The sequence below is a fragment of the Paraburkholderia sp. Ac-20340 genome, from assembly GCF_017104965.1.
Lineage (GTDB): Bacteria > Pseudomonadota > Gammaproteobacteria > Burkholderiales > Burkholderiaceae > Paraburkholderia.
In genome coordinates this window covers 157,781-179,095 of the sequence record NZ_JAAGPR010000015.1, presented here as the reverse complement: position 1 = coordinate 179,095, position 21,315 = coordinate 157,781, and the positions used below count along the sequence as shown (strand labels likewise).

16 protein-coding genes and 1 other RNA gene are annotated in these 21,315 nt (G+C 64.6%); 7 read left to right on the top strand and 10 right to left on the bottom strand.

Features of this window, described 5'->3' with window-relative positions:
* Positions 1-23: 23 nt before the first annotated feature.
* Entirely contained in the window at positions 24-575 is a 552-nt protein-coding gene (locus G3N59_RS19725) for a GNAT family N-acetyltransferase (protein ID WP_205984296.1), read from the bottom strand.
* Positions 576-893: 318 nt separating this feature from the next.
* Here G3N59_RS19725 and G3N59_RS19720 point away from each other — a divergent pair, with 318 nt between their 5' ends.
* Complete coding sequence (locus tag G3N59_RS19720) at positions 894-2,189, top strand: MFS transporter (RefSeq protein ID WP_205984295.1); 1,296 nt, start codon at positions 894-896, stop codon at positions 2,187-2,189.
* 84 nt (positions 2,190-2,273) lie between these two features.
* Here G3N59_RS19720 and G3N59_RS19715 read toward each other — a convergent pair whose 3' ends face one another.
* On the bottom strand, positions 2,274-4,187 hold the full coding sequence (locus tag G3N59_RS19715) for a tetratricopeptide repeat protein (RefSeq protein ID WP_205984294.1): 1,914 nt from the start codon (positions 4,185-4,187) through the stop codon (positions 2,274-2,276).
* Positions 4,188-4,335: 148 nt separating this feature from the next.
* On the opposite strand from G3N59_RS19715, the gene G3N59_RS19710 reads away from it, so the two are divergent.
* The gene (locus G3N59_RS19710) at positions 4,336-5,352 is read left to right on the top strand and encodes a cation diffusion facilitator family transporter (protein WP_205984293.1); all 1,017 of its coding nucleotides are present in this window, start codon (positions 4,336-4,338) and stop codon (positions 5,350-5,352) included.
* A 77-nt stretch (positions 5,353-5,429) separates the two neighbouring features.
* Positions 5,430-7,142 (top strand): FAD-dependent monooxygenase, encoded by a 1,713-nt coding sequence (locus G3N59_RS19705; RefSeq protein WP_205984292.1) that lies wholly within the window; start codon positions 5,430-5,432, stop codon positions 7,140-7,142.
* 25 nt (positions 7,143-7,167) lie between these two features.
* On the opposite strand, the gene G3N59_RS19700 is transcribed toward G3N59_RS19705, so the two are convergent.
* From G3N59_RS19700 to G3N59_RS19685, 4 genes are read right to left on the bottom strand one after another with little or no spacing between them, the layout of a single operon-like run.
* Positions 7,168-7,404 carry a formate dehydrogenase subunit delta gene (locus G3N59_RS19700; RefSeq protein WP_205984291.1) on the bottom strand — a complete coding sequence of 79 codons (237 nt, stop codon included), beginning with the start codon at positions 7,402-7,404 and terminating at the stop codon, positions 7,168-7,170.
* A 17-nt stretch (positions 7,405-7,421) separates the two neighbouring features.
* Positions 7,422-10,364 (bottom strand): formate dehydrogenase subunit alpha, encoded by a 2,943-nt coding sequence (gene fdhF / locus G3N59_RS19695; protein WP_205984290.1) that lies wholly within the window; start codon positions 10,362-10,364, stop codon positions 7,422-7,424.
* Between the two features lie 13 nt (positions 10,365-10,377).
* On the bottom strand, positions 10,378-11,937 hold the full coding sequence (locus G3N59_RS19690) for a formate dehydrogenase beta subunit (RefSeq protein WP_205984289.1): 1,560 nt from the start codon (positions 11,935-11,937) through the stop codon (positions 10,378-10,380).
* Positions 11,934-12,464, bottom strand: coding sequence for an NAD(P)H-dependent oxidoreductase subunit E (locus G3N59_RS19685; RefSeq protein WP_205984288.1), 531 nt, complete (start codon positions 12,462-12,464; stop codon positions 11,934-11,936). Before G3N59_RS19685 ends, G3N59_RS19690 begins: the two co-directional genes overlap by 4 nt.
* 131 nt (positions 12,465-12,595) lie before the next feature.
* Here G3N59_RS19685 and G3N59_RS19680 point away from each other — a divergent pair, with 131 nt between their 5' ends.
* Both G3N59_RS19680 and G3N59_RS19675 read left to right on the top strand, forming a co-directional pair.
* Entirely contained in the window at positions 12,596-13,681 is a 1,086-nt protein-coding gene (locus G3N59_RS19680) for a substrate-binding domain-containing protein (RefSeq protein ID WP_205984287.1), read from the top strand.
* A 131-nt stretch (positions 13,682-13,812) separates the two neighbouring features.
* Positions 13,813-14,079: a hypothetical protein gene (locus G3N59_RS19675; RefSeq protein WP_205984286.1), complete on the top strand. Its 267-nt coding sequence runs from the start codon at positions 13,813-13,815 to the stop codon at positions 14,077-14,079.
* A gap of 150 nt (positions 14,080-14,229) precedes the next feature.
* Here the strand turns inward: G3N59_RS19675 and ssrA are convergent.
* The 4 genes from ssrA to ompA all read right to left on the bottom strand — a co-directional run bounded on the left by ssrA (position 14,230) and on the right by ompA (position 17,023).
* Positions 14,230-14,599: a transfer-messenger RNA gene (ssrA, locus tag G3N59_RS19670) on the bottom strand.
* 85 nt (positions 14,600-14,684) lie between these two features.
* Positions 14,685-15,404: a phosphoglycolate phosphatase gene (gene gph / locus G3N59_RS19665; RefSeq protein ID WP_205984285.1), complete on the bottom strand. Its 720-nt coding sequence runs from the start codon at positions 15,402-15,404 to the stop codon at positions 14,685-14,687.
* A gap of 26 nt (positions 15,405-15,430) precedes the next feature.
* Positions 15,431-16,129 (bottom strand): bifunctional 2-polyprenyl-6-hydroxyphenol methylase/3-demethylubiquinol 3-O-methyltransferase UbiG, encoded by a 699-nt coding sequence (gene ubiG / locus G3N59_RS19660; protein WP_205984284.1) that lies wholly within the window; start codon positions 16,127-16,129, stop codon positions 15,431-15,433.
* 249 nt (positions 16,130-16,378) lie between these two features.
* Entirely contained in the window at positions 16,379-17,023 is a 645-nt protein-coding gene (gene ompA / locus G3N59_RS19655; RefSeq protein ID WP_205984283.1) for an outer membrane protein OmpA, read from the bottom strand.
* A 693-nt stretch (positions 17,024-17,716) separates the two neighbouring features.
* On the opposite strand from ompA, the gene gyrA reads away from it, so the two are divergent.
* Both gyrA and G3N59_RS19645 read left to right on the top strand, forming a co-directional pair.
* Positions 17,717-20,323, top strand: a complete 2,607-nt coding sequence (gene gyrA, locus G3N59_RS19650) for a DNA gyrase subunit A (RefSeq protein WP_205984282.1) — start codon at positions 17,717-17,719, stop codon at positions 20,321-20,323.
* Positions 20,324-20,633: 310 nt separating this feature from the next.
* A complete protein-coding gene (locus tag G3N59_RS19645) occupies positions 20,634-21,239 on the top strand; it encodes a DUF2059 domain-containing protein (protein WP_205984316.1) in 606 nt (201 codons plus the stop codon).
* Positions 21,240-21,315 lie beyond the last annotated feature (76 nt).

Here is a 21,315-nt window from a genome sequence, read left to right as displayed (position 1 = left end):
GCGCTTTGCGCAACAGGCGGCGGCTAGATGGCGCTCAGCCGATAGATATAGCGCAGCGCGGTGATGTCGATGCCGCCCATGTGATCGGGCTCGGCGCCCGAAAATTCCCAGCCTTGCCGCTCGTAGAAGGCGATTGCCGGCGTATTGCCGTCGAGCACGTAGAGATACAGCTGGGCTTCGCCCTGCGCGCGCGCCCAGCTCTGCGCGGCTTCCATGAGCCGCTTGCCCACGCCGATGCCCTGATGCGCCGGCAGCGCATGCAGATTGTCGAGCAGCACGCCCCACGGCGATTCGGGCTGGCGCTCGACGCACACGAAGCCGACCGGCGTGCGGCCGTGCGGCTGCGCGTCGCGTTCCGCGATCAGCACGAGGCGGCGCTCTTCGCCGGGCGCTTCCATGCGCGCACGCCAGTAGGCGGCGCGCTCGGCATCGACGTCGCGTTCGAGAAAGGCGGCCGGCAGCAGACCGCGGTAAGTGGCCTGCCAGCTGGCGGCGTGCATGGCGGCGAGGAGCGGGGCATCGGCGGCGGTGGCCGGGCGCAACGTCAGGGTGGCGGCGGTGGGCATGCTGGGCATTCGTTATGCGGGAAGAGCGCGGCCCATCGCCATGGCGGTGAAATCGCCGGAACAGGCCGCATCGATGAGCTATTGTGCATGATAGGTATCGCACGTCGATACCCTGCCGAAAAGAAAGCTATTTGAAATAATTGAATTAATTTAGAAAGAAATGGCCGATGTTGCTGTTGATTGACGAGAGACGGCCAGGTTTTCCCCGAATGTCTGGGTATTGGGGGCCGCAGCATAATGGGCGCCCGCGCGGGCGCGCGTGAGGTCGTGGCGCATCGCCGCCGCGGCGGTGTTTCGTGTTTCACCTTCAGAGATGCAGAGATCGTCATGTCCACAGCGACCCACGTTTCTTCCAGCGAATCGAAGTTCCGCACGGTGTTCCGCGTCGTCAGCGGCAACTTCCTGGAAATGTACGACTTCATGGTCTATGGCTACTACGCCTCGGCGATCGCCAAGACCTATTTCCCAAGCAATAACCCGTTCGCCTCGCTGATGCTCGCGCTCTCCGTGTTCGGCGCGGGTTTCCTCGTGCGGCCGCTGGGCGCGATCATCCTCGGCGCGTATATCGACCATCATGGGCGGCGCAAGGGCCTGATCCTCACGCTCGGCCTGATGGCGCTGGGCACGCTGGCCGTTGCGGTCGTGCCGGGCTACGCGACCATCGGCGTCCTCGCGCCGGTGCTCGTGCTGCTCGGGCGTTTGCTGCAGGGCTTTTCGGCGGGCGTGGAACTGGGCGGCGTCTCGGTTTATCTCTCGGAGATCGCGACCAAAGGCAACAAGGGCTTCTACGTGTCGTGGCAGTCGGGCAGCCAGCAGGTCGCGGTGATCTTCGCGGCCCTCCTCGGCGTGGTGCTGCACCGCCTGCTGCCGGTCGAGGAAATGACGGCGTGGGGCTGGCGCGTGCCGTTCATCATCGGCTGTCTGATCGTGCCGTTCCTGTTCCTGATTCGCCGTTCGCTGCAGGAAACCGAGGAATTCGCGAAGAAAAAGCATCGTCCGTCGATTCGCGAAATCATGGCGTCGATGGCGCAGAACTGGGGCATCGTGCTCGGCGGCATGGGCATGGTGATCATGACGACGGTGTCGTTCTACATGATCACGGCCTACACGCCGACTTTCGGCAAGGAAGTGCTCAAGATGGGCGAACTCGATACGCTCATCGTCACGGTCTGTATCGGCCTGTCGAATCTGTTCTGGCTGCCGGTGTCGGGCGCGATTTCGGACCGCATCGGCCGTCGCCCCGTGCTGCTCGCCTTTACGATCCTCACGATCCTGACCGCCTATCCAGCAGTGCAGTGGCTCGTGGCCGATCCGTCGTTCGCGCGTCTGCTGATGGTCGAGTTGTGGCTGTCGTTCCTCTATGGCTGCTACAACGGCGCGATGGTCGTGGCGCTCACCGAAGTCATGCCCGCCGATGTGCGCACGGCCGGCTTCTCGCTCGCCTACAGTCTCGCGACGACGATCGGGGGCTTCACGCCGGCGATTTCGACCTATCTGATCCACGTCAGCGGCAACAAGGCCGCGCCGGGCGCGTGGATGGGCGTCGCCGGTATCTGCGGGCTGATCGCCACGCTCGTGCTCTACCGGACGGCCGAAGCGCGCAATCAGTACAAAACGGTTTGAAGTTGGCCGCGCGTTTCGCAGACGCAAAAAAACCCGCAGCGATGCGGGTTTTTTTATGGCTTGCCGAAGCGGCGCGCGGGCGCGTCAGCCTTCGCGCAAGGCGTTCGCCACCTGCGCGACGACTTCGTCCCATGCGCCCGGGCGCGGCTGGCGCACGAGCCGCGCGCGCGGATACCACGGGCTCGCGTCGGTGTCGCTGAACCAGCGCCAGTCGGCGGCAAAGGGCAGCATCAGCCAGAGCTTCGCGTCGAGCGCGCCGGCCAGGTGGGCAATCGACGTATCGATCGACACCACGGCGTCGAGCCGTTCGATGACGGCGGCGGTATCGGCGAAATCGGCGAGCTTTTCACCGAGTCGATGAATCGAGCGCGCACGCGGATGCACGTCGAGCGCTGCATGTTCGGCGTCGGTCAAATGGGGTTGCAACACGATCCAGTCGATGCCGTCGAGCGCGAACAGCGCTTCGAGCGCCGCGAGCGGCATGCTGCGGTTCTCGTGCCGATGAATGCGGCCCGACCACGCGAGGCCGATCTTGCGCCGCGCCTGGCCGCCCAGCGAACCGCGCCATTTGCGGCGGTACGCGGTGGGCGCGGCGAGGTAGGGCATCGGCGCGGGCAGGGCGTCGAAGGTGGTGCCGAGCACGAGTGGCAGCGACAGCAGCGGGCATTGCAGGTCGGCGTTCGGGCGCGGCGTGCCTTGGGCGATCAGCGTGATGCGCGCCGTGTGCGCGGCGGGGGCGATCAGCGGCACGAGCGGCGCCTGCACTTCGAGCACGATGCGCGTGCCGGCCTGCGCCAGCGCGAAAATCGACGGCACGAAGCGGATGAATTGCAGCGTGTCGCCGAAACCCTGCTCGGCGTGGATCAGCAGCGTGCGCTCGCCGAGCGGCTCGCCGCGCCAGCGCGGCACGCCTTGCGGGCAAGTTGGCGGCGGGCACTCGCGCGTGGCGACCGGCGCGCCCAGCGCGCCAAAGCCGGTGTCGCGCGAAGCCGGATCGAGACGCCATTCGTATTCGGGCAGGCCGCGCCGGAAGTCGCCGAGCGTGAGCCACGTGAGCGCGCGGTTCAGGTGCGCGGCGGCCAGATCGGGTCGCGCGCGCAATGCTTCGTCGAAGGCGCGCAGCGCGGCGGCGTGACGGCCCAGCGCGTGCTGCGCCGTGCCCAGCGCGAGCCAGGCCAGCGAAAACTTGGGATCGAGGCCGATCGCGCGCTCATAGGCGCCGATGGCCGCTTCGTGGCGGCCGAGCGCGGCGAGCGCGTTGCCCAGACCAAACAGCGCGGGCGGGAACTGCGGTTGCAGCGCCAGCGCGGCCTCGTAGCCGGATACGGCCTGGCTGTGATAGCCGGTCGCGTCGAGCGTATTCGCGAGGTTGAAATGCGCGGCCACGAAACGCGGCTGCGCGCGCAGCGCTTTCTGGAAATGCTCGACCGCGCCCGCGCTGTCGCCAAGCGCATTCAGGGCCATACCGAGGTTGTTGTGCGCGCCCGCGTGGCCCGGGCGGATCTTCAGCGCGCGGCGGAAGGCGTCGGCGGCTTCGGCGTGACGGCCGAGCGCGTGCAGTGCATTGCCGAGGTTGTTGTGCGACGACGCATCGCCCGGCTGCAGGCGCACCGCGTGGCCGAACGCGTACATCGCATCTTCGTGGCGGCCGATCGCGGCGTAGGCGTTGCCGAGGTTGTAGTGCGCGAGCGCGAAGGCGGGCGAGAGCGTGAGCGCATTGCGAAAGCGCTCGATCGCGCGGTCCAGATCGCCGAGCGCCTTCAGCGCATTGCCGAGGTTCAACTGGAGCGCGGCGTCGTCCGGGCGCAGGTCGACCGCCCGGCGCACGAGGTCCGCGGCTTCGGCGTGCTGGCCCTGTTGATGCCGCAGCACGCCGAGCATATGCAGCGCATCGACGTGTACGGGATCGGCGGCGAGCGTCGCGCGGTAGCCGCGCTCGGCGTCATCCAGCCGGCCGTCGCGATGTGCGGCGAACGCGCGGACAAAAACCTGTTCCATGACCTGAAGGCAGAGACTTTGAAGATGCAAAGGCGGCATTTTCCCACACTCGCGCAGGCGTTCCGCCATTCGGACGTGGGTTCTTGACCTGGTGCAGTGCCAGAACCGCCATAATGGGCCAGCGTCTTCCTTGCCGGAGGTCAGCGCAATGAGCGCCGATGGGCATCACGATCATCCGCACCACAGTCACGCCGGTCACGGCTCACACGGCCATCATCACCACCACGCGCCGGCCAACGGTCATGGCCGCGCATTCGCGCTGGCCGTCGCGCTCAATCTCGTCATCGTGGTCGTGCAGGGCGTCTACGGCGTGCTCGCGCATTCGGCCGCGCTGCTGGCGGACGCGGGCCACAATCTCTCCGATGTGCTCGGCCTGCTGCTCGCCTGGGGCGCGGCCTGGCTTGCCACGCGGCGGCCTTCGGCGCGCTATACGTTCGGTTTCGGCAGCAGCTCGATTCTCGCGTCGCTGGCCAATGCCGCGCTGCTGCTGGTCGCCTGCGGCGCGATTCTGGCCGAAGCGATCGGGCGGCTGGTCCATCCCGCGCCGGTCGCGGGCCTCGACGTGTTCGTGGTCGCGACGGTCGGCATGATCGTCAATGGTTTTTCGGCGTGGCTGTTCATGCGCGGCCAGAAGGACGATATCAACATTCGCGGCGCCTTCCTGCATATGGCCGCCGATGCGGGCGTGTCGGCGGCCGTGGCGGTGAGCGGGCTGGTGATACTCGGTACGGGCTGGAGCTGGGTCGATCCGGCCATGAGTATCGTCGTCGTGCTCGTGATCGTGCGCGGCACCTGGGGTCTGCTGCGCGAATCGGTGCGTCTCGCGCTGGCGGCGGTGCCCGAGGGCATCGATATCGACGGTATCCGGCTTTTTCTTGCGCAGCAGCATGGCGTGACCGATGTGCACGATCTGCATGTCTGGGCCTTGTCCACCACGGGCAATGCGCTTTCCGCGCATCTGGTGATGCCGGCGGGCCATCCCGGCGACGCGGCGCTCGATGCCATCGTGAGCGCGCTGGGTACGCGGTTTCGCGTGCAGCATGTGACCTTGCAGGTCGATCTCGGTACGAGCGTGCATCGCTGTGCGCTCGATATGCGGGCCGATGTGCAAGCCGATGTGCATTCCAGTGAGCAACTGGGTGCCGCGCCGCACAGTCACACTTAAGTGCCGCGCCGGCCCGCGCGCGGCCACGCCAAGAGCGGGCGTACACTACGCTTCATGTCGACCGTATGGAGGTCTGCATGACCGAGGTTTTCTCCCAGCCGTCCGTGCTTATCGTCGGTGCGGGACCGACCGGTCTCGCCGCTGCCCTGAGCCTCGCCCGCGCGCGCATTCCGGTCCGTCTGATCGATCGCACGCGCGAACCCGGACGTCAATCGCGCGCTATCGGCATCCAGGCGCGCACGCTCGAACTGTTCGAGCAGCATCGCATCGTCGAGCCGTTTCTCGCGCGCGGTCATCGCGCGCACGTCGCCAATCTCTATTCGAACGGCCAGCGCCGCGCGCGACTCGACTTCGATCCGCTGTTCACGCGCTATCCGTATCTGCTCTTTCTCGATCAGAGCGAAACCGAACGCATTCTCGCCGCGCAACTGGCGAGCTTCGGCGTCGAGGTCGAGCGCGGCTGCGAACTGCTGGAACTGCATCAGGGCGCGGCAGGTATCAGCGCCGATGTGCGCCGCGCCGATGGCCGCCAGGAAGCGCTGCGTTGCGCCTGGCTGATCGCGGCGGACGGCGCGCACAGCACGGTGCGCCATCACCTCGGCATGCAGTTCGATGGCGAGACGCTCGCGCAGTCTTTCCTGCTCGCCGATATCGACGCGAGCACGCCCTGGTCCGACGACGAATTCCACGTGTTCGCCTCGGGCGACGGTCTGGCTGCGCTGTTTCCGTACGGCCACGGCCGCTATCGCCTGATCGCCGATCACAAGACCATGCTGCCCGCCGCGCCCGAAGGCGCGATGCCGGTGCCGACGCTCGAAGAATGCCGCTCGGTGGTCGAGCGCCGCGTGCATCATCCGGTCTCGATCGCCGATATGACCTGGGGCTCGTACTTCCGCATCAACAGCCGCATGGTGCGTTTTCTGCGCATGGAGCGCGTGTTCTTCGCAGGCGACGCCGCGCATGTGCATAGCCCGGCGGGCGCGCAGGGCATGAACACGGGCATTCAGGAAGCGTTCAATCTGGGCTGGAAACTCGCGCGCGTGCTGGCCGGCGCGCCCGAACGGCTACTCGATACCTACCACGCCGAACGTTCGCCGATCGAGCGCATCGTGCTGCGCCAGACCAGCTTCATGACGCAGCTGGTCGAAGCCGATCACGGTCCGCTCAAGCTGCTGCGCGAGCGCGTGATGCCGGCGCTGGTCGCGCTCGGGCCGCTGCGCGACGCGGCGCGCCAGGCGGTGAGCGAATTGTCGATTCAATACCGGCGTAGTCCGCTCACGCTCGAACGTGTGCTCGATGGCGGGCCGCGCGCGGGCGAGCGTGCGCCCGATGCCTGCGTGCGCGTGATCGATGGGCCGCTTGGCAAGGCGCCGGGCAAGGGCCGCATTTTCGATCTGCACGATCCGGCGAGTTTTTCGCTCTTTCTGCTGGTGGACGAAGAAACGGTGCGCGCCGCCGATGTCGCCGAGCACGCGGGCGACGCGAGCCCCGCGGCCGGAAGTGGCGCCGAGGCATTGCGTCATTTCGCCGAAGCCATCGAGCGTGCGATGCCGCAGGCGGTGCGGGTCTGGTGGCTGGCGGAACTGGAAGAGGGCGATGTGCCGCTCGCGGGCGAAGGCGCACCGACGCTCGGCGACGCCTACGGCCGCACGCGCCCCGCGTTCTATCTCGTGCGGCCCGACGGCTATATCTGCGCGCGCGGGCGCACGGGCTCGGATCTGCACGGGCTGCTGCGCCATTGCGAAACGTGGTTCGCGCCGGCGCCATCGCCTAAACCTTCCGCGCAGTGATCGCGCGGCGTCCGCCTGTCACCTCCTAGGTGGCGGGCGTGAGCGCCTCGCGATGCTGCACGAGCGCGTCACGCACGATCGCGGTAAAGCTGTCGCTTTCATGCGTGGCATCGAGCGCGGCCAGCAGCGTGCGCCGCATGCGCGGCTCCCAGAACTTGCGGATATGTTCGGCAATGCCCGTGAGCGCCTCCTCGCGATCGGGCAGCGAGTCGAAGAACATGCCGATCTGGTTGGCCATTTCGATCAGGTGATCGCTTTTCATCGCGTGTCTTCCCAGATTTATTTGCCGTTAGTGGTCAGCGGTTCGCGCGAGCGATGCAACTCGAGCTGCGTCTCGTTGAAGCGCGAATACTCGCGTTGCCATTCCGACGGCTGCTGCACGTGGCTCACCTGCACGGCGGTCACCTTGTACTCGGGGCAATTGGTGGCCCAGTCGGAGGCATCCGTGGTGATGACGTTCGCGCCCGATTCGGGGAAGTGGAAGGTCGTGTAGACCACGCCCGGCTGCATGCGCGTGCTCACCTTCGCGCGCAGCACCGTATGCCCCGCACGCGATTCGATGCCCACCCAGTCGCCGTCGCGAATGCCGCGATCCTCGGCATCGACGGGATGCACCTCCAGACGATCCTCTTCGTGCCAGCGCGAGTTCTCGGTGCGCCGCGTCTGCGCGCCCACGTTGTACTGCGACAGGATGCGCCCGGTCGTGAGCAGCAGCGGGAAGCGGCGCGTGACCTTCTCCGGCGAGGCGATGAACTTCGTGATGACGAACTTGCCCTTGCCGCGCACGAATCCGTCGATATGCATGATCGGCGTGCCGTCGGGCGCCTGCTCGTTGCACGGCCACTGGATGCTGCCCATTTCGTCGAGCCGCTTGTACGAGACGCCGTGGAAAGTCGGCGTGAGACGCGCGATCTCGTCCATGATCTGCGACGGATGCGTGTAGTCCATCTCGTAGCCGAGCGCGCGGGCGAGCAGGATCGTCGCTTCCCAGTCGGCGTAACCGGCGATCGGCGGCATCACCTTGCGCACGCGCGAAATGCGGCGTTCGGCATTGGTGAAGGTGCCGTCTTTTTCGAGGAACGACGAACCCGGCAGCAGCACATGCGCGTACTTCGCCGTCTCGTTCAGGAAAATATCCTGCACGACGATACATTCCATCGACGACAGCGCCGCCGCCACATGCTGCGTGTTCGGATCGGACTGGACGATGTCCTCGCCCTGGCAGTAGAGGCCCATGAACGTGCCGTCGAGCGCCGCTTCGAACATGTTCGGAATGCGCAGTCCCGGCTCGCTTTGCAGCGCGACGTTCCAGGCATCTTCGAACAGCGCGCGCACATTCGCATCGCCCACATGGCGATAGCCCGGCAGCTCGTGCGGGAACGAACCCATATCGCACGAACCCTGCACGTTGTTCTGGCCGCGCAGCGGATTCACGCCCACGCCTTCGCGGCCGATGTTGCCCGTGGCCATGGCGAGATTGGCGATGCCCATCACCATCGTCGAGCCTTGCGCGTGTTCCGTCACGCCCAGGCCGTAGTAGATCGCCGAGTTGCCCTGGCGCGCGTAGAGCCGCGCGGCCGCGCGCACCTGATCGGCAGGCACGCCCGTGAGCGCTTCCATCGCTTCCGGCGAGTTCTCCGGCAGCGCGACGAAATCGCGCCATTGCTCGAACGCGCGCGTCTCGCAGCGCTCCGCCACGAACGCTTCGTTGACCAGACCTTCGGTGACGATCACGTGCGCGAGCGAGTTGACCATCGCCACGTTGGTGCCGGGGCGCAGTTGCAGATGATGCTCGGCCTTCACGTGCGCGGTATCGACGATATCGATACGGCGCGGATCGACGACGATCAGCTTCGCGCCCTGACGCACGCGGCGCTTCAGACGCGAGCCGAACACCGGATGCCCGTCGGTCGGATTCGCGCCGATCACCATGATCACGTCGGAATAGTCGACGGAGGCGAACGTCTGCGTGCCGGCCGATTCGCCGAGCGTGGTCTTGAGGCCGTAACCCGTGGGCGAATGGCACACGCGCGCGCAGGTATCGACATTGTTATTGCCGAACGCGGCGCGCACGAGTTTCTGCACGAGATAGGTTTCTTCGTTCGTGCAGCGCGACGACGTAATCCCGCCGATCGAATCGCGCCCGTGCTTCGCCTGGATGCGGCGGAATTCGCTGGCCGCGTAGTTGATCGCTTCTTCCCAGCTGACTTCGCGCCACGGATCGGTGATCTTCGCGCGGATCATCGGCTTCTTGATGCGGTCCTTGTGCGTGGCATAACCCCACGCGAAACGGCCCTTCACGCAGGCGTGACCTTCGTTCGCCTGACCGTTCTTGTGCGGCACCATGCGCACGACCTGATTGCCCTTCATCTCGGCCTTGAACGAGCAGCCGACCCCGCAATACGCGCAGGTCGTCACGACCGAATGTTCGGCCTGGCCGAGCATCACGACGCTCTTTTCCTGCAAGGTCGCGGTGGGGCAGGCGGCCACGCACGCGCCGCACGAAACGCATTCCGATTCCATGAACGGCTCGCTCGCGCCCGCGGCGACGCGCGATTCGAAGCCGCGCGCGGCAATCGTCAGCGCGAAGGTGCCTTGCGTTTCTTCGCAGGCGCGCACGCAGCGATTGCAGACGATGCACTTCGACGGATCGTAGGTGAAGTACGGGTTCGATTCGTCCTTCTGATCCTTGAGGTGATTCGCGCCATCGAAGCCGTAGCGCACTTCGCGCAGGCCCGTCACGCCGGCCATGTCCTGCAGTTCGCAGTCGCCGTTGGCGGGGCAGGTGAGACAGTCGAGCGGGTGATCGGAGATGTACAGCTCCATCACGTTGCGGCGCAGCTTGTGCAGACGATCGGTTTGCGTGCGCACCTTCATGCCCGCTTCGACGGGCGTCGTGCACGAAGCCGGATAACCGCGCCGGCCTTCGATTTCGACCAGACACAGACGGCACGAGCCGAACGGTTCCAGCGAATCGGTCGCGCAGAGCTTGGGCACGTTGATGCCCGCTTCGATCGAGGCGCGCATCACGGACGTGCCCGCCGGCACCGTGACCGGCTGGCCGTCGATTTCGAGCGTGACGTCGATATCGGCGTGGCGCAGCGGCGTGCCGTAATCGGTGTCGTCGAATGGCGAGCGGGCATTGGCCTTGTTCATCGCCGCCGATTTGCAGGCGCAATTGCCGGAACCGCAACCACCGGCTTGGGAGAGCGTGTCGGACATGCTGGTTCCTTGTTCAGGCTGCGGTGGCCGGTTGTACAGCGGGTTCGAGACCAAAATCTTCAGGGAAATGATCGAGCGCGGAAAGCACCGGGAAGGGCGTCATGCCGCCCATCGCGCACAGCGAACCGGACACCATCGTGTCGCACAGATCGCGCAGCAGCGTGACCTGTTTTTCGGAGGTGTCGCCTTGGCGGATCTTCGCAATCACTTCGACGCCGCGCGTCGAGCCGATGCGGCACGGCGTGCACTTGCCGCAGGATTCGAGCGTGCAGAACGCCATCGCGTATTGCGCGAGTTCGGCGAGATTCGAAGTGTCGTCGTGCACCACGATGCCGCCGTGGCCCACGACCGCGCCGACGGCCGCATACGCTTCGTAGTCCATCGGAATGTCCCACTGGCTTTCGGGCAGATAGGTGCCGAGCGGGCCGCCCACCTGCACGGCGCGCGCAGGACGGCCACTTGCGGTGCCGCCGCCGTAATCGACCATCAGTTCGCGCAGCGTCACGCCGAACGCGAGTTCGACCAGACCGCCGCGCGCGATATTGCCGGCAAGCTGGAACGGCAGCGTGCCGCGCGAGCGGCCCATGCCGAAATCCTTGTAGAACGCCGCGCCCTTCGCAAAGATGATCGGCACCGTAGCGAGCGTGATGACGTTGTTGATGACCGTCGGCTTGCCGTAGAGACCGGCCAGCGCGGGCAGCGGCGGCTTGGCGCGCACGATGCCGCGCTTGCCTTCGAGCGATTCGAGCAGCGCGGTTTCTTCGCCGCACACATACGCGCCCGCGCCCTTGGCGACGAACAGATCGAAGCGCTTGCCGCTGCCGAGCACATCGTCGCCGAGCCAGCCCGCGGCGCGCGCACGCTGGATGGCTTCCTCGAGCGTGGCGATCGAATGCGGATACTCGCTGCGCACATAGATATGGCCGACCGTCGCGCCCACCGTGATGCCCGCGATCGTCATGCCTTCGATCAGCACGTAGGGATCGCTTTCCATCACGAGGCGATCGGAGAACGTGCCCGAATCGCCTTCGTCGGCGTTGCAGACGATGTACTTCTGATCGGCCTGCGCCTGCGCGACCGTGCGCCACTTGATGCCGGCCGGGAAGGCCGCGCCGCCGCGTCCGCGCAGACCCGATTCGATCAGGGCGTCGCAGGCCTGGGCGCTGGCGGTCTGCAGCGCATTGCGCAAACCTTCGAGGCCGCCGTGCGCGACGTAGTCGTCGGTCGACAGCGGATCGGTAATGCCGATGCGCGCGAAGGTCAGGCGCTGCTGGCGGCTCAGATACGGAATCTGCTCGACGAGACCGACGCCGCTGGCGTGCTGGCCGCCGCGCACGAAGTCGCTGTCGAACAGCGCGCCGACATCGCCTTCATCGACATTCGCGTAGCCGACGCGGCCGTCCGGCGTCTCGACTTCGACGAGCGGTTCGAGATAGAGCAGGCCGCGCGAACCGTTGCGCACGAGTTCGATGTCGATGCCGCGTGCGGCGGCTTCGCGCTGGATCGCGGCGGCGACTTCATCGGCGCCCAAAGCCAGCGCGGACGAATCGCGAGGAACGTAGATACGCGTCATGCGGCCTCCTCGGTGCGGGCGGTGGAAGCCGCGACGGCCTTCGCCAGCAGCCTGTCGAACTTCTGCGGGGTCACTTTTGCGTGCAGCGTGCCGTTAATCATCATGGCGGGCGACAGCGCGCACTGGCCGAGGCAATAGACCGATTCCAGCGCGACGCCTTCGCCCGAAGCCTGCTCGTCATGCGAGTGCGCGCCGAAGTGGCATCCCGTATGCGCTTCGGCATGCTGTGCGAGCGCTTCGCTGCCCATGCTGCGGCACGCCTCGGCGCGACAAAGCTGGACGACGACCGGCGCGGGCGGCGCGGTGCGGAAATGGTGGTAGTAGGTGAGGACGCCGTGCACTTCGGCGCGCGAGAGATTCAACGCTTTACCGAGCGGCCCGACCGTGTCGGGCGGCACGTAACCGAGTTCGTCCTGAATGGCGTGCAGGATCGCCAGCAGGGTGCGGCCCGGCAGCGCGTGACGCTGCACGAGGGCATCAGCCGAAGCCGCTATCGGCGTGGCCGATTGCGGATTTGTCTCGTCCATTGTGAGGCTCCTCCAGGGGCATATATGCACTTGTTATTCATAAAGTGTGCATCTATGCTGGGGTTGTCTTGTTGTATGGACGAACAATAGGCCCGTAGAATGGCCGTTGCAATAGGAAGGAAGACTTCATAATGATCAAGGTCGATTGCCAGGCGCAACTGGTCGTGCGCGACGCGGATGGCCGCGAGGCAAGCCTGACGGACGTTGTGCCGCTACTCGCGCTCGTCGCGGAAGAAGGCAGCATCGCGCAGGCCGCGCAGCGTAAGGGTTTGTCCTATCGCCATGCGTGGGGTTTGTTGCGCGATGTCGAAGAGCGCCTGGGCGGCGCGCTGATCGCCAAGGCGCGCGGGCGCGGTTCGGTGCTTTCGGAACTGGGCGAGGCGGTGCTGCGCTCGCAGCGGCTGTGCACCGAGCGTCTGCATGGCAATCTCCAGGCGCTCGCCAGCGAAGTGGCGAGCGACCTCAATCGCTGGCTGGCGCCCGACGTGCAGGATCTGCGCATCCACGCTTCGCATGGCTATGCGGTGGCGGCGCTGGTGACGGCGCTGGTTGGCGATCAGGTGCCGGTGGAAATCAAATACCGCGATAGCGCCGACGCCATCACGGCGCTGGCGCGTGGCGAATGCGATCTGGCGGGCTTCCATCTGCCGCGCGGCGATTTCCGCGCCGCCTGCGCCGACGCCTATCGCAACTGGCTCGATCCGCAGCGTCACGTGCTGGTGCATCTGACGCGGCGCAAGCAGGGCTTGTTTGTCGGGCGTGGCAACCCGCGTCAGGTGACGGGTCTCGCCGATCTCGCGCGCGGTGACATCCGCTTCGTCAACCGGCAACCAGGCTCGGGCACGCGACTGCTGATCGATCTGCTGCTCACGCGTATCGGCGTCGATCCGGATCGCGTGAACGGCTATGCGTCGTCCGAACTCACGCATTCGGCGATCGCGGCCTTCGTGGCCAGCGGCATGGCCGATGTGGGCTTCGGCGTGGAGCCGGCGGCGCATCACTTCGGCCTCGACTTCATCCCCATCGTCGACGAGGACTATTACTTCGCCTGCGATCGCGCCCAGCTCGAACGCGAGCCGCTGGCTGCCGTGCTCGAACTGCTGCGCGGCGCGCCGTTTCGCGAGGCGGTGGCGCGGCTGGAAGGCTACGACCCGGGCGAGTGCGGCACGGTGGTGCCGCTGGGCGAGGGCTGGTCGGGGCAGGTGTTCGCGGCTTAAGGTGCGGTGGCGGTTGTAACGCGGAGCAATATCTCCGTAAGCCTACGCTGCAGAACCCGCCGCTTTTTGTGATACTTTCGACCGGTATAAGCTCCCCCGTTCCAGATGCGCGCAGTCCGCGCCGATCGACCATGAAATTTTTGCTGAATGTTTGTGCAGCTGCTGCAACCGCAGGCGCGCTGTTTGCCACCGTCAACGTCGCTTTCGCGCAGAACTCGCCCGGCGTGCCGGGCGGCATCCTGACCGACGAATTCCGTCTTCAGGAACATCCGCAGATGCAATTCGCCGCGTCCGCGCCGTCCGCTAAATATCAGCACGGCAAGGCATCGTCAATGCGCAAGAAGGGTGATCTCGGCGATCCGAATGGCTGTAATCTGCAATGCCCGCAAGATAATTAATTGTTGCGGGATTTACAAATTGTTTTGAAATGAAAGGCGGCGCGTTTGCGCCGCTTTTTATTTATGGCAGATTTATTGCAGTGCAAAAACAAAAAACTCGCGAAGCTTTAAAAAGCTTTCGCGAGTTTTTTATATTGCTGCAACAAATTCTGGTGGAGCCGGCGGGAATCGAACCCGCGTCCAGAAGCAGTCCATAAACAGTTCTACATGCGTAGTTCTGTCATTTGATTTAACCGGAGCGACGCGGACGAACACGCTGCGCTACGGCGATTCACTAGGTTTTCGACTCTGGCGTCGTGACGCCGACAGAGCTTAACTGACGTATATGACCTCTGGCGGTATTGCTACCGGTCTTGCGACACTAGCCCGTCAGTGAGCCAGGCAGAGGACGGCGGCCCTTAGGCTGCCAGTGCGAACGTTTCGTCGTTTGCAGTTACGTTTTTCCCATTGATTAACGAGGTGACGGGTCCTCGGCATGCCCTGCCTACTTCATAACCCCTGTCGAAACCAGGTCGGCCCCAGAGGAAGGAACGATTATCCCATAGTTCGGCAGATGAGGCGAACCGTGCCCTTTTCAAGCGGCGCGGTGCACGCTCAATCGGCGCTCAGCCGCGCTGGCCCACGAACTGGAGCTGCGCGAACAGGGCTTCGGCCGTATCGGCGACGAAGTCTGCGTTCCACTGCGCAGGCGGCTCCACGTTGCCACAGTAACCGTAGGCGGCGGCGATGGTCGCCATGCCGGCCGCCTGGCCCGCCTGGATGTCGCGCAGGTCGTCGCCCACGTAGACCACGCGAGTAGGCTCGATGCCGAGCGCCTGCGCCGCGTGTAGCAGCGGGGCGGGGTGCGGCTTCGAATACGGTGTCGTATCGCCGCTGACGACGCAGGCCGCGCGCGTGTCGAGGTGCATGAGCTTGACGAGCGGATCGGTCAGGCGCGCGACCTTGTTGGTCACGATGCCCCAGCGCACGCCGCGCGCATCGAGATCGTCGAGCACGGCGTCGATGCCGGCGAACAGCGCCGTTTCCACGCGCAGATTCGCCGCGTAGTTGGCGAGGAATTCCTCGCGCATCGCTGCGAACTCGCGGTCGTCCGGGCCGATGCCGAAGGCGCCGCCGATCAGGCCTCGCGCACCCGCGGAGGCGAGCGGGCGCAGCTTCTCGTAGGGCGCGGGCGCAAGACCGCGCGCGTGGCGCATCTGGTTGACGGCGGCGGCGAGGTCGGGCGCCGTATCGGCGAGCGTGCCGTCGAAGTCGAACAGGACGGCGTCGCAGGCGCGCAGCGCCGTGCCGTCCACGGACGGAGTGTCAGGCGTGTTCTGGGTCATGTCGGAGATGAAGTGCGGGCGCCGGTTCAGGCTTCGCGCCGGCAGGCGATCATATAGTTGACGCTCGAATCGTTCGACAGCGCGAAGCGACGCGTGAGCGGGTTGTACGTGATGCCCTTGATCTCGGCCGTCGTCAGACCGGCTTGACGCGCAAAGCTGGCCAGTTCCGAGGGACGGATGAAACGCTCGTAGTCGTGCGTGCCCTTGGGCAGCATCTGCGCGATGTATTCCGCGCCGATCACGGCCAGCAGATAGGACTTCACATTGCGGTTGAGCGTGGAGAAGAACACCCAACCGCCCGGCTTCACAAGCGTTGCGCACGCTTTCACCACGCTCAGCGGCTCGGGCACGTGCTCGAGCATTTCCATGCAGGTGACGACGTCGAACGAGCCCGGCTCGCGTGCCGCGATCGCTTCGGCGGCGATCTCTTCGTATTCCAGCGTGATGCCGCTTTCGAGGCTATGCAGGTCGGCTACGCCCAGCGCTTCGCTGGACAGGTCGATGCCTTTCACGTTGGCGCCGAGTCCCGCCATCGATTCCGACAGGATGCCGCCGCCGCAACCGATATCGAGCACGCGCTTGCCGCCCAGATGCGCGTGGCTGTCGATCCAGCCGAGACGAATGGGATTCAGCTCGTGCAGCGGCTTGAACTCCGCGTTCGGGTCCCACCAGCGATGAGCGAGATCGCTGAATTTCTGCAGTTCGTGGGGATCGGCATTCGTCATGTCGGATTGGCCTGAAGCGCGCAAGCGAGGGTGGAACAAGCCCAGAGTATAAAGGCGAGCGCCTTTGACGGCAAAACAGGGCGGCATAGCGCGCGCCGCTTTGCGGGTCTTGTCAGCAGACGCCATGCCCGGACGATGACGGGCAGGTGAGGGCGGATAGCGGCAGATCGGCGTGCGATCCAGACCGATCGCGCAATAAAAAAACCCCGCCGGAGCGGGGTTTTGAGTCGTGCTGTCGCAGCTCGCAGATTACTGCTTTTGCGTGCCGACGACTTCGACTTCCACGCGGCGATCCGGTGCGAGGCACGAGATCAGCTGCTTGCGGTTCTTCTGGTTGCAACCAGTCGTAACCGGGTTGCGCTTGCCCTTGCCTTCCGTGTAGATACGCTCTGCCGGAACGCCCTTGCTGACCAGGTACGACTTGACTGCCTGCGCACGGCGCAGCGACAGACGGTCGTTGTAGGCAGCCGAGCCGATGCGGTCCGTGTAGCCGGTCGCAACGACGACTTCGAGGTTCAGAGCCTGGATCTTGCTTGCCAGATCGTCCAGCTTTTCCTTGCCAGCCGGCTTCAGGACAGCCTTGTCGAAGTCGAACAGGGCGTCAGCTTGATACGTGATCTTCTGGCTCGTGATAGCCGGAGCAACCGGAGCGACCGGCGGCGTCGGTGCCTGGGCGACCAGCGCGCCATCGCACTTTGCGTTGGCCGTGGCCGGCGTCCAGAATGCATCGCGCCAGCAAAGCTCGTTCGTGCCGTTCATCCACACGTATTCGCCGGTACCATTCACCCAGTTGTCATTGACGGCTTGTCGCGACGCCGGCACCGATTGTGCCTGTGCGGTTGCAGCGACTACTGCGGTAGCTGCAATGAACGCGAGCTTTGAAAGTTTATTCATATTTCTCCTCTCGAAATTGAGATTACCGCAGGTTTACTGCGAGCCATATGACGAAGACAAGTCATACATTGCTCGAAGTATAACATTGGCGCGTTGTGGGGCACGTCTTGTGTAGACTTCGAGCGGTGTCTAACTCTTTGTGCGTTCGCATTTTGCCATATCGTTCCCTTCCGACGATAAAAAAAATCCGCCCCTTACTTTTGGGCCCTGGCGAATGTGGTAGGTCCGCAACAAAAAGTTCCCGCTCGATTGCCTGGTAGTCTGCCTGGTACCTGGGCGGGCGCAAGCCATCATCGATCAAGTGCTGCGCATTGTCATAAGCAGGACGTAAATGCCTGCGTTTCTGTCGCGCGCAGATGACTCCTATATGACTCGCATAGGACTTTTATGCCTCGCATCCAGGCGGGATTTCCTTAATTGCTTTGCGAATTCATAGCGCAATCCGCAGATTAATCGGCGGGTCAATCCACGGGTCAATCCGCGCCTGGTCGTTTGAGCCTTTCTGAGCCGTTCGGACTCACCCCTCTAATAGGTATACGTACATCGTGCCCGGACGGCGGGCGGGGGTGCCGCGCATGATAGAATCGGAAGATTGCGCTGCGTCTGCGGCGTCCATGCGACAGCAGGGTGCGTTGCGCGGCTTCCGGCGGCTTTTGCCGGTAGCACCGCGCGTGCCTGACAACGACATCGATAATGGATCAATTCGCCAAAGAGACTCTGCCTATCTCCCTCGAGGAGGAAATGCGCCGCTCGTATCTCGATTACGCGATGAGCGTGATCGTCGGGCGGGCACTTCCGGATGTGCGCGACGGCCTCAAGCCCGTGCACCGTCGCGTGCTGTACGCGATGCACGAGTTGAACAACGACTGGAATCGCGCCTATAAGAAGTCGGCGCGTATCGTCGGCGACGTGATCGGTAAATACCACCCGCACGGCGACACGGCGGTGTACGACACCATCGTGCGTATGGCGCAGAACTTCTCGCTGCGCTACATGCTGGTCGACGGCCAGGGCAACTTCGGTTCGATCGACGGCGACAACGCCGCGGCCATGCGTTACACCGAAATCCGCATGGCGAAGATCGGTCACGAATTGCTGGCCGACATCGACAAGGAAACGGTCGACTTCGGGCCGAACTACGACGGCAGCGAAAGCGAGCCGCTGATCCTGCCCGCGCGCATTCCGAACCTGCTGATCAACGGCTCGTCGGGTATCGCGGTCGGCATGGCCACGAATATTCCGCCGCACAATCTCAACGAAGTTGTCGACGCCTGCCAGCACCTGCTGAAAAATCCCCAGGCCACGATCGACGAGTTGATCGAGATCATTCCCGCACCCGATTTCCCGACCGCCGGCATTATTTATGGCGTCGCGGGCGTGCGCGATGGCTATCGCACCGGCCGCGGCCGCGTGGTGATGCGCGCCGCCACGCACTTCGAAGAGATCGATCGCGGCCAGCGCATGGCGATCATCGTCGACGAACTGCCGTATCAGGTGAACAAGCGTTCGCTGCTCGAGCGCATCGCCGAACTGGTCAACGAGAAGAAGCTCGAAGGTATTTCCGACATCCGCGACGAGTCCGACAAGAGCGGCATGCGTGTCGTGATCGAGCTCAAGCGCGGCGAAGTGCCCGAGGTCATTCTCAACAACCTTTACAAGGCGACGCAGCTGCAGGACACGTTCGGCATGAACATGGTCGCGCTGGTGGATAACCAGCCGAAGCTGCTGAACCTGAAGGAAATGCTCTACCATTTCCTGTCGCACCGTCGTGAAGTGCTCACGCGCCGCACGGTGTACGAGCTGCGCAAGGCGCGCGAACGCGGTCACGTGCTGGAAGGCCTGGCCGTTGCGCTGGCGAACATCGACGAATTCATCGCCATCATCAAGGCAGCGCCTACGCCGCCGATCGCGAAGCAGGAGTTGATGAACCGTCCGTGGGATTCGTCGCTGGTGCGCGAGATGCTCACGCGCGCCGAGCAGGACAACGCCACGGCGGGCGGGCGCGATGCCTATCGTCCGGAAGGCCTCAACCCGCTGTACGGCATGCAGGGCGACGGTCTCTATCGTCTGTCCGACACGCAGGCGCAGGAAATCCTGCAAATGCGTCTGCAACGCCTGACGGGTCTGGAGCAGGACAAGATCATCGGCGAGTACCGCGAAGTCATGGCCCAGATCGCCGACCTGCTGGACATCCTGTCGCGCCCCGAGCGCGTCACGGTGATGATTTCCGACGAACTCACCGCGATCAAGAGCGAATTCGGCGACGCCCGCCGCTCGAAGATCGAGCTGAACGCGACGGAACTGAACACCGAAGACCTGATCACGCCGCAGGACATGGTCGTGACCATGTCGCACGCCGGTTACGTGAAGTCGCAGCCGCTGTCCGAATATCGCGCGCAGAAGCGCGGCGGTCGCGGCAAGCAGGCGACCTCGATGAAGGACGACGACTGGATCGACACGCTCTTCATCGCCAATACGCACGACCACATCCTGTGTTTCTCGAACCGTGGCCGCGTGTATTGGGTCAAGGTCTATGAGGTTCCGCAAGGTTCGCGCAATTCGCGCGGCCGTCCGATCGTGAACATGTTCCCGCTGCAGGACGGCGAGAAGATCACGGTGGTGCTGCCGGTGAAGGAATTCTCGGCCGACAAGTTCGTCTTTATGGCGACGGCTCTGGGTACGGTCAAGAAGACGCCGCTCGAAGCCTTCAGCCGCCCGTTGCGCAAGGGTATTATTGCGGTCGGTCTGGATGACGGCGATTACCTGATCGGCGCAGCCATCACCGACGGCGCGCACGACGTCATGCTGTTCTCGGACGCAGGCAAGGCCGTGCGCTTCGACGAAAACGACGTGCGCCCGATGGGCCGCGAGGCACGCGGCGTGCGCGGCATGCAGCTCGACGACACCCAGCAGGTCATTGCCCTGCTGGTGGCCGGCGACGAACAGCAGTCCGTGCTGACCGCAACCGAAAACGGTTACGGCAAGCGCACGCCGATCACCGAGTACACGCGTCACGGCCGCGGCACCAAGGGCATGATTGCGATCCAGACGTCGGAGCGCAACGGCAAGGTGGTGGCGGCGACGCTGGTGGACCCGGAAGCCCAGATCATGCTGATCACGACCACGGGCGTGCTGATTCGCACGCGCGTTTCGGAGATTCGCGAAATGGGCCGTGCAACGCAAGGTGTTACACTCATCAGCCTTGACGAAGGCACGAAGCTCTCGGGTCTGCAGCAGGTTGCCGAAGCGGAAGACGCCGACGGCGACATCGCTGAAGGCGAGGGCGAAAGCGAGGAGTAAGGCTAGGCCCGCAGGACTGAACGGCCCGCGCGAGCGGGCCGCGTCGTGTCAGGCGTCTGGTGGGCTTCTTCGGGTGCTTTCGGTGTGCGTCCGGGTGGCCGCATCAAGTGGCTGTTGAGTGTTGGTATCGGTTTGCCGGTGGCGGCGTGACAGCACAGAAGTGCTGAACGGCGCTGCAGGTTCTGAATGAATGCCGGGTGGATTGGGCAGCGGGTGCAGGGGTCGCGGAACAGACCGCGACCGGCCTGAATCAGGCGCGCCCCGCGTCCGCCGGGCAGGCAATTCGATTAATTTCACAGAGGGAGTAATGATGCAAAAACGATTCAAGCAGGTTATGTTGCTGGCCGCTCTCGTGCCGACGTTTGCCATGGCTCAGGCGCTCCAGTCCCAGGCGCCCGCACAGGCTCCGGCTGCAGCCGCAGCACCGATCGATTCGGCCAAGCAAGCCGCGATCAAGGACCTGCTGGACGCGATCGACGCGCAGAAGCTCGTCGGCGCAATCGGCAACAGCGCACAGATGCAGGCCAAGCAGCTCGTGCCGGCGATCCTCTCGGACGCGCTGTCGGAAAACAAGACGATGACGGACAAGCAGAAGCAAGCTGCTGTCCCGACGCTGCAGAAGAACGCAGTGCCGAAGCTGGTTGACGGCGCAGGCCAGGTCTTCAACACGGACGGCTTCAAGCAGGACGCCATGGAAGCTCAGTACGAAGCTTACGCAAAGTACTACAGCACCCAGGAAATCAAGGACCTGACGTCGTTCTACCGCAGCCCGACCGGCCGCAAGTTCATTCAGGTGCAAGACCAGGTTGGCCGCGATGTGGTCAACGGCCTGATGCAGAAGTACATGCCGCAATCGATCAAGGCAACGCGCGACCAGGCTGACAAGGAAGTCGCTTCGGTCAAGCCGGGCAAGTAAATCCCGCCTGTCGACGATCCCGTTCGCCGTCGCATCGGTTTAAGCGCACGGTAAACGCGGGTCAGATCGAGCCGCC

Coding starts and splice junctions, on each gene's coding strand:
- G3N59_RS19725 (WP_205984296.1), bottom strand. CDS start 575: ATGCCCAGCATGCCCACCGCCGCCACCCTGACGTTGCGCCCGGCCACC.
- G3N59_RS19720 (WP_205984295.1), top strand. CDS start 894: ATGTCCACAGCGACCCACGTTTCTTCCAGCGAATCGAAGTTCCGCACG.
- G3N59_RS19715 (WP_205984294.1), bottom strand. CDS start 4,187: ATGGAACAGGTTTTTGTCCGCGCGTTCGCCGCACATCGCGACGGCCGG.
- G3N59_RS19710 (WP_205984293.1), top strand. CDS start 4,336: ATGAGCGCCGATGGGCATCACGATCATCCGCACCACAGTCACGCCGGT.
- G3N59_RS19705 (WP_205984292.1), top strand. CDS start 5,430: ATGACCGAGGTTTTCTCCCAGCCGTCCGTGCTTATCGTCGGTGCGGGA.
- G3N59_RS19700 (WP_205984291.1), bottom strand. CDS start 7,404: ATGAAAAGCGATCACCTGATCGAAATGGCCAACCAGATCGGCATGTTC.
- fdhF (WP_205984290.1), bottom strand. CDS start 10,364: ATGTCCGACACGCTCTCCCAAGCCGGTGGTTGCGGTTCCGGCAATTGC.
- G3N59_RS19690 (WP_205984289.1), bottom strand. CDS start 11,937: ATGACGCGTATCTACGTTCCTCGCGATTCGTCCGCGCTGGCTTTGGGC.
- G3N59_RS19685 (WP_205984288.1), bottom strand. CDS start 12,464: ATGGACGAGACAAATCCGCAATCGGCCACGCCGATAGCGGCTTCGGCT.
- G3N59_RS19680 (WP_205984287.1), top strand. CDS start 12,596: ATGATCAAGGTCGATTGCCAGGCGCAACTGGTCGTGCGCGACGCGGAT.
- G3N59_RS19675 (WP_205984286.1), top strand. CDS start 13,813: ATGAAATTTTTGCTGAATGTTTGTGCAGCTGCTGCAACCGCAGGCGCG.
- gph (WP_205984285.1), bottom strand. CDS start 15,404: ATGACCCAGAACACGCCTGACACTCCGTCCGTGGACGGCACGGCGCTG.
- ubiG (WP_205984284.1), bottom strand. CDS start 16,129: ATGACGAATGCCGATCCCCACGAACTGCAGAAATTCAGCGATCTCGCT.
- ompA (WP_205984283.1), bottom strand. CDS start 17,023: ATGAATAAACTTTCAAAGCTCGCGTTCATTGCAGCTACCGCAGTAGTC.
- gyrA (WP_205984282.1), top strand. CDS start 17,717: ATGGATCAATTCGCCAAAGAGACTCTGCCTATCTCCCTCGAGGAGGAA.
- G3N59_RS19645 (WP_205984316.1), top strand. CDS start 20,634: ATGCAAAAACGATTCAAGCAGGTTATGTTGCTGGCCGCTCTCGTGCCG.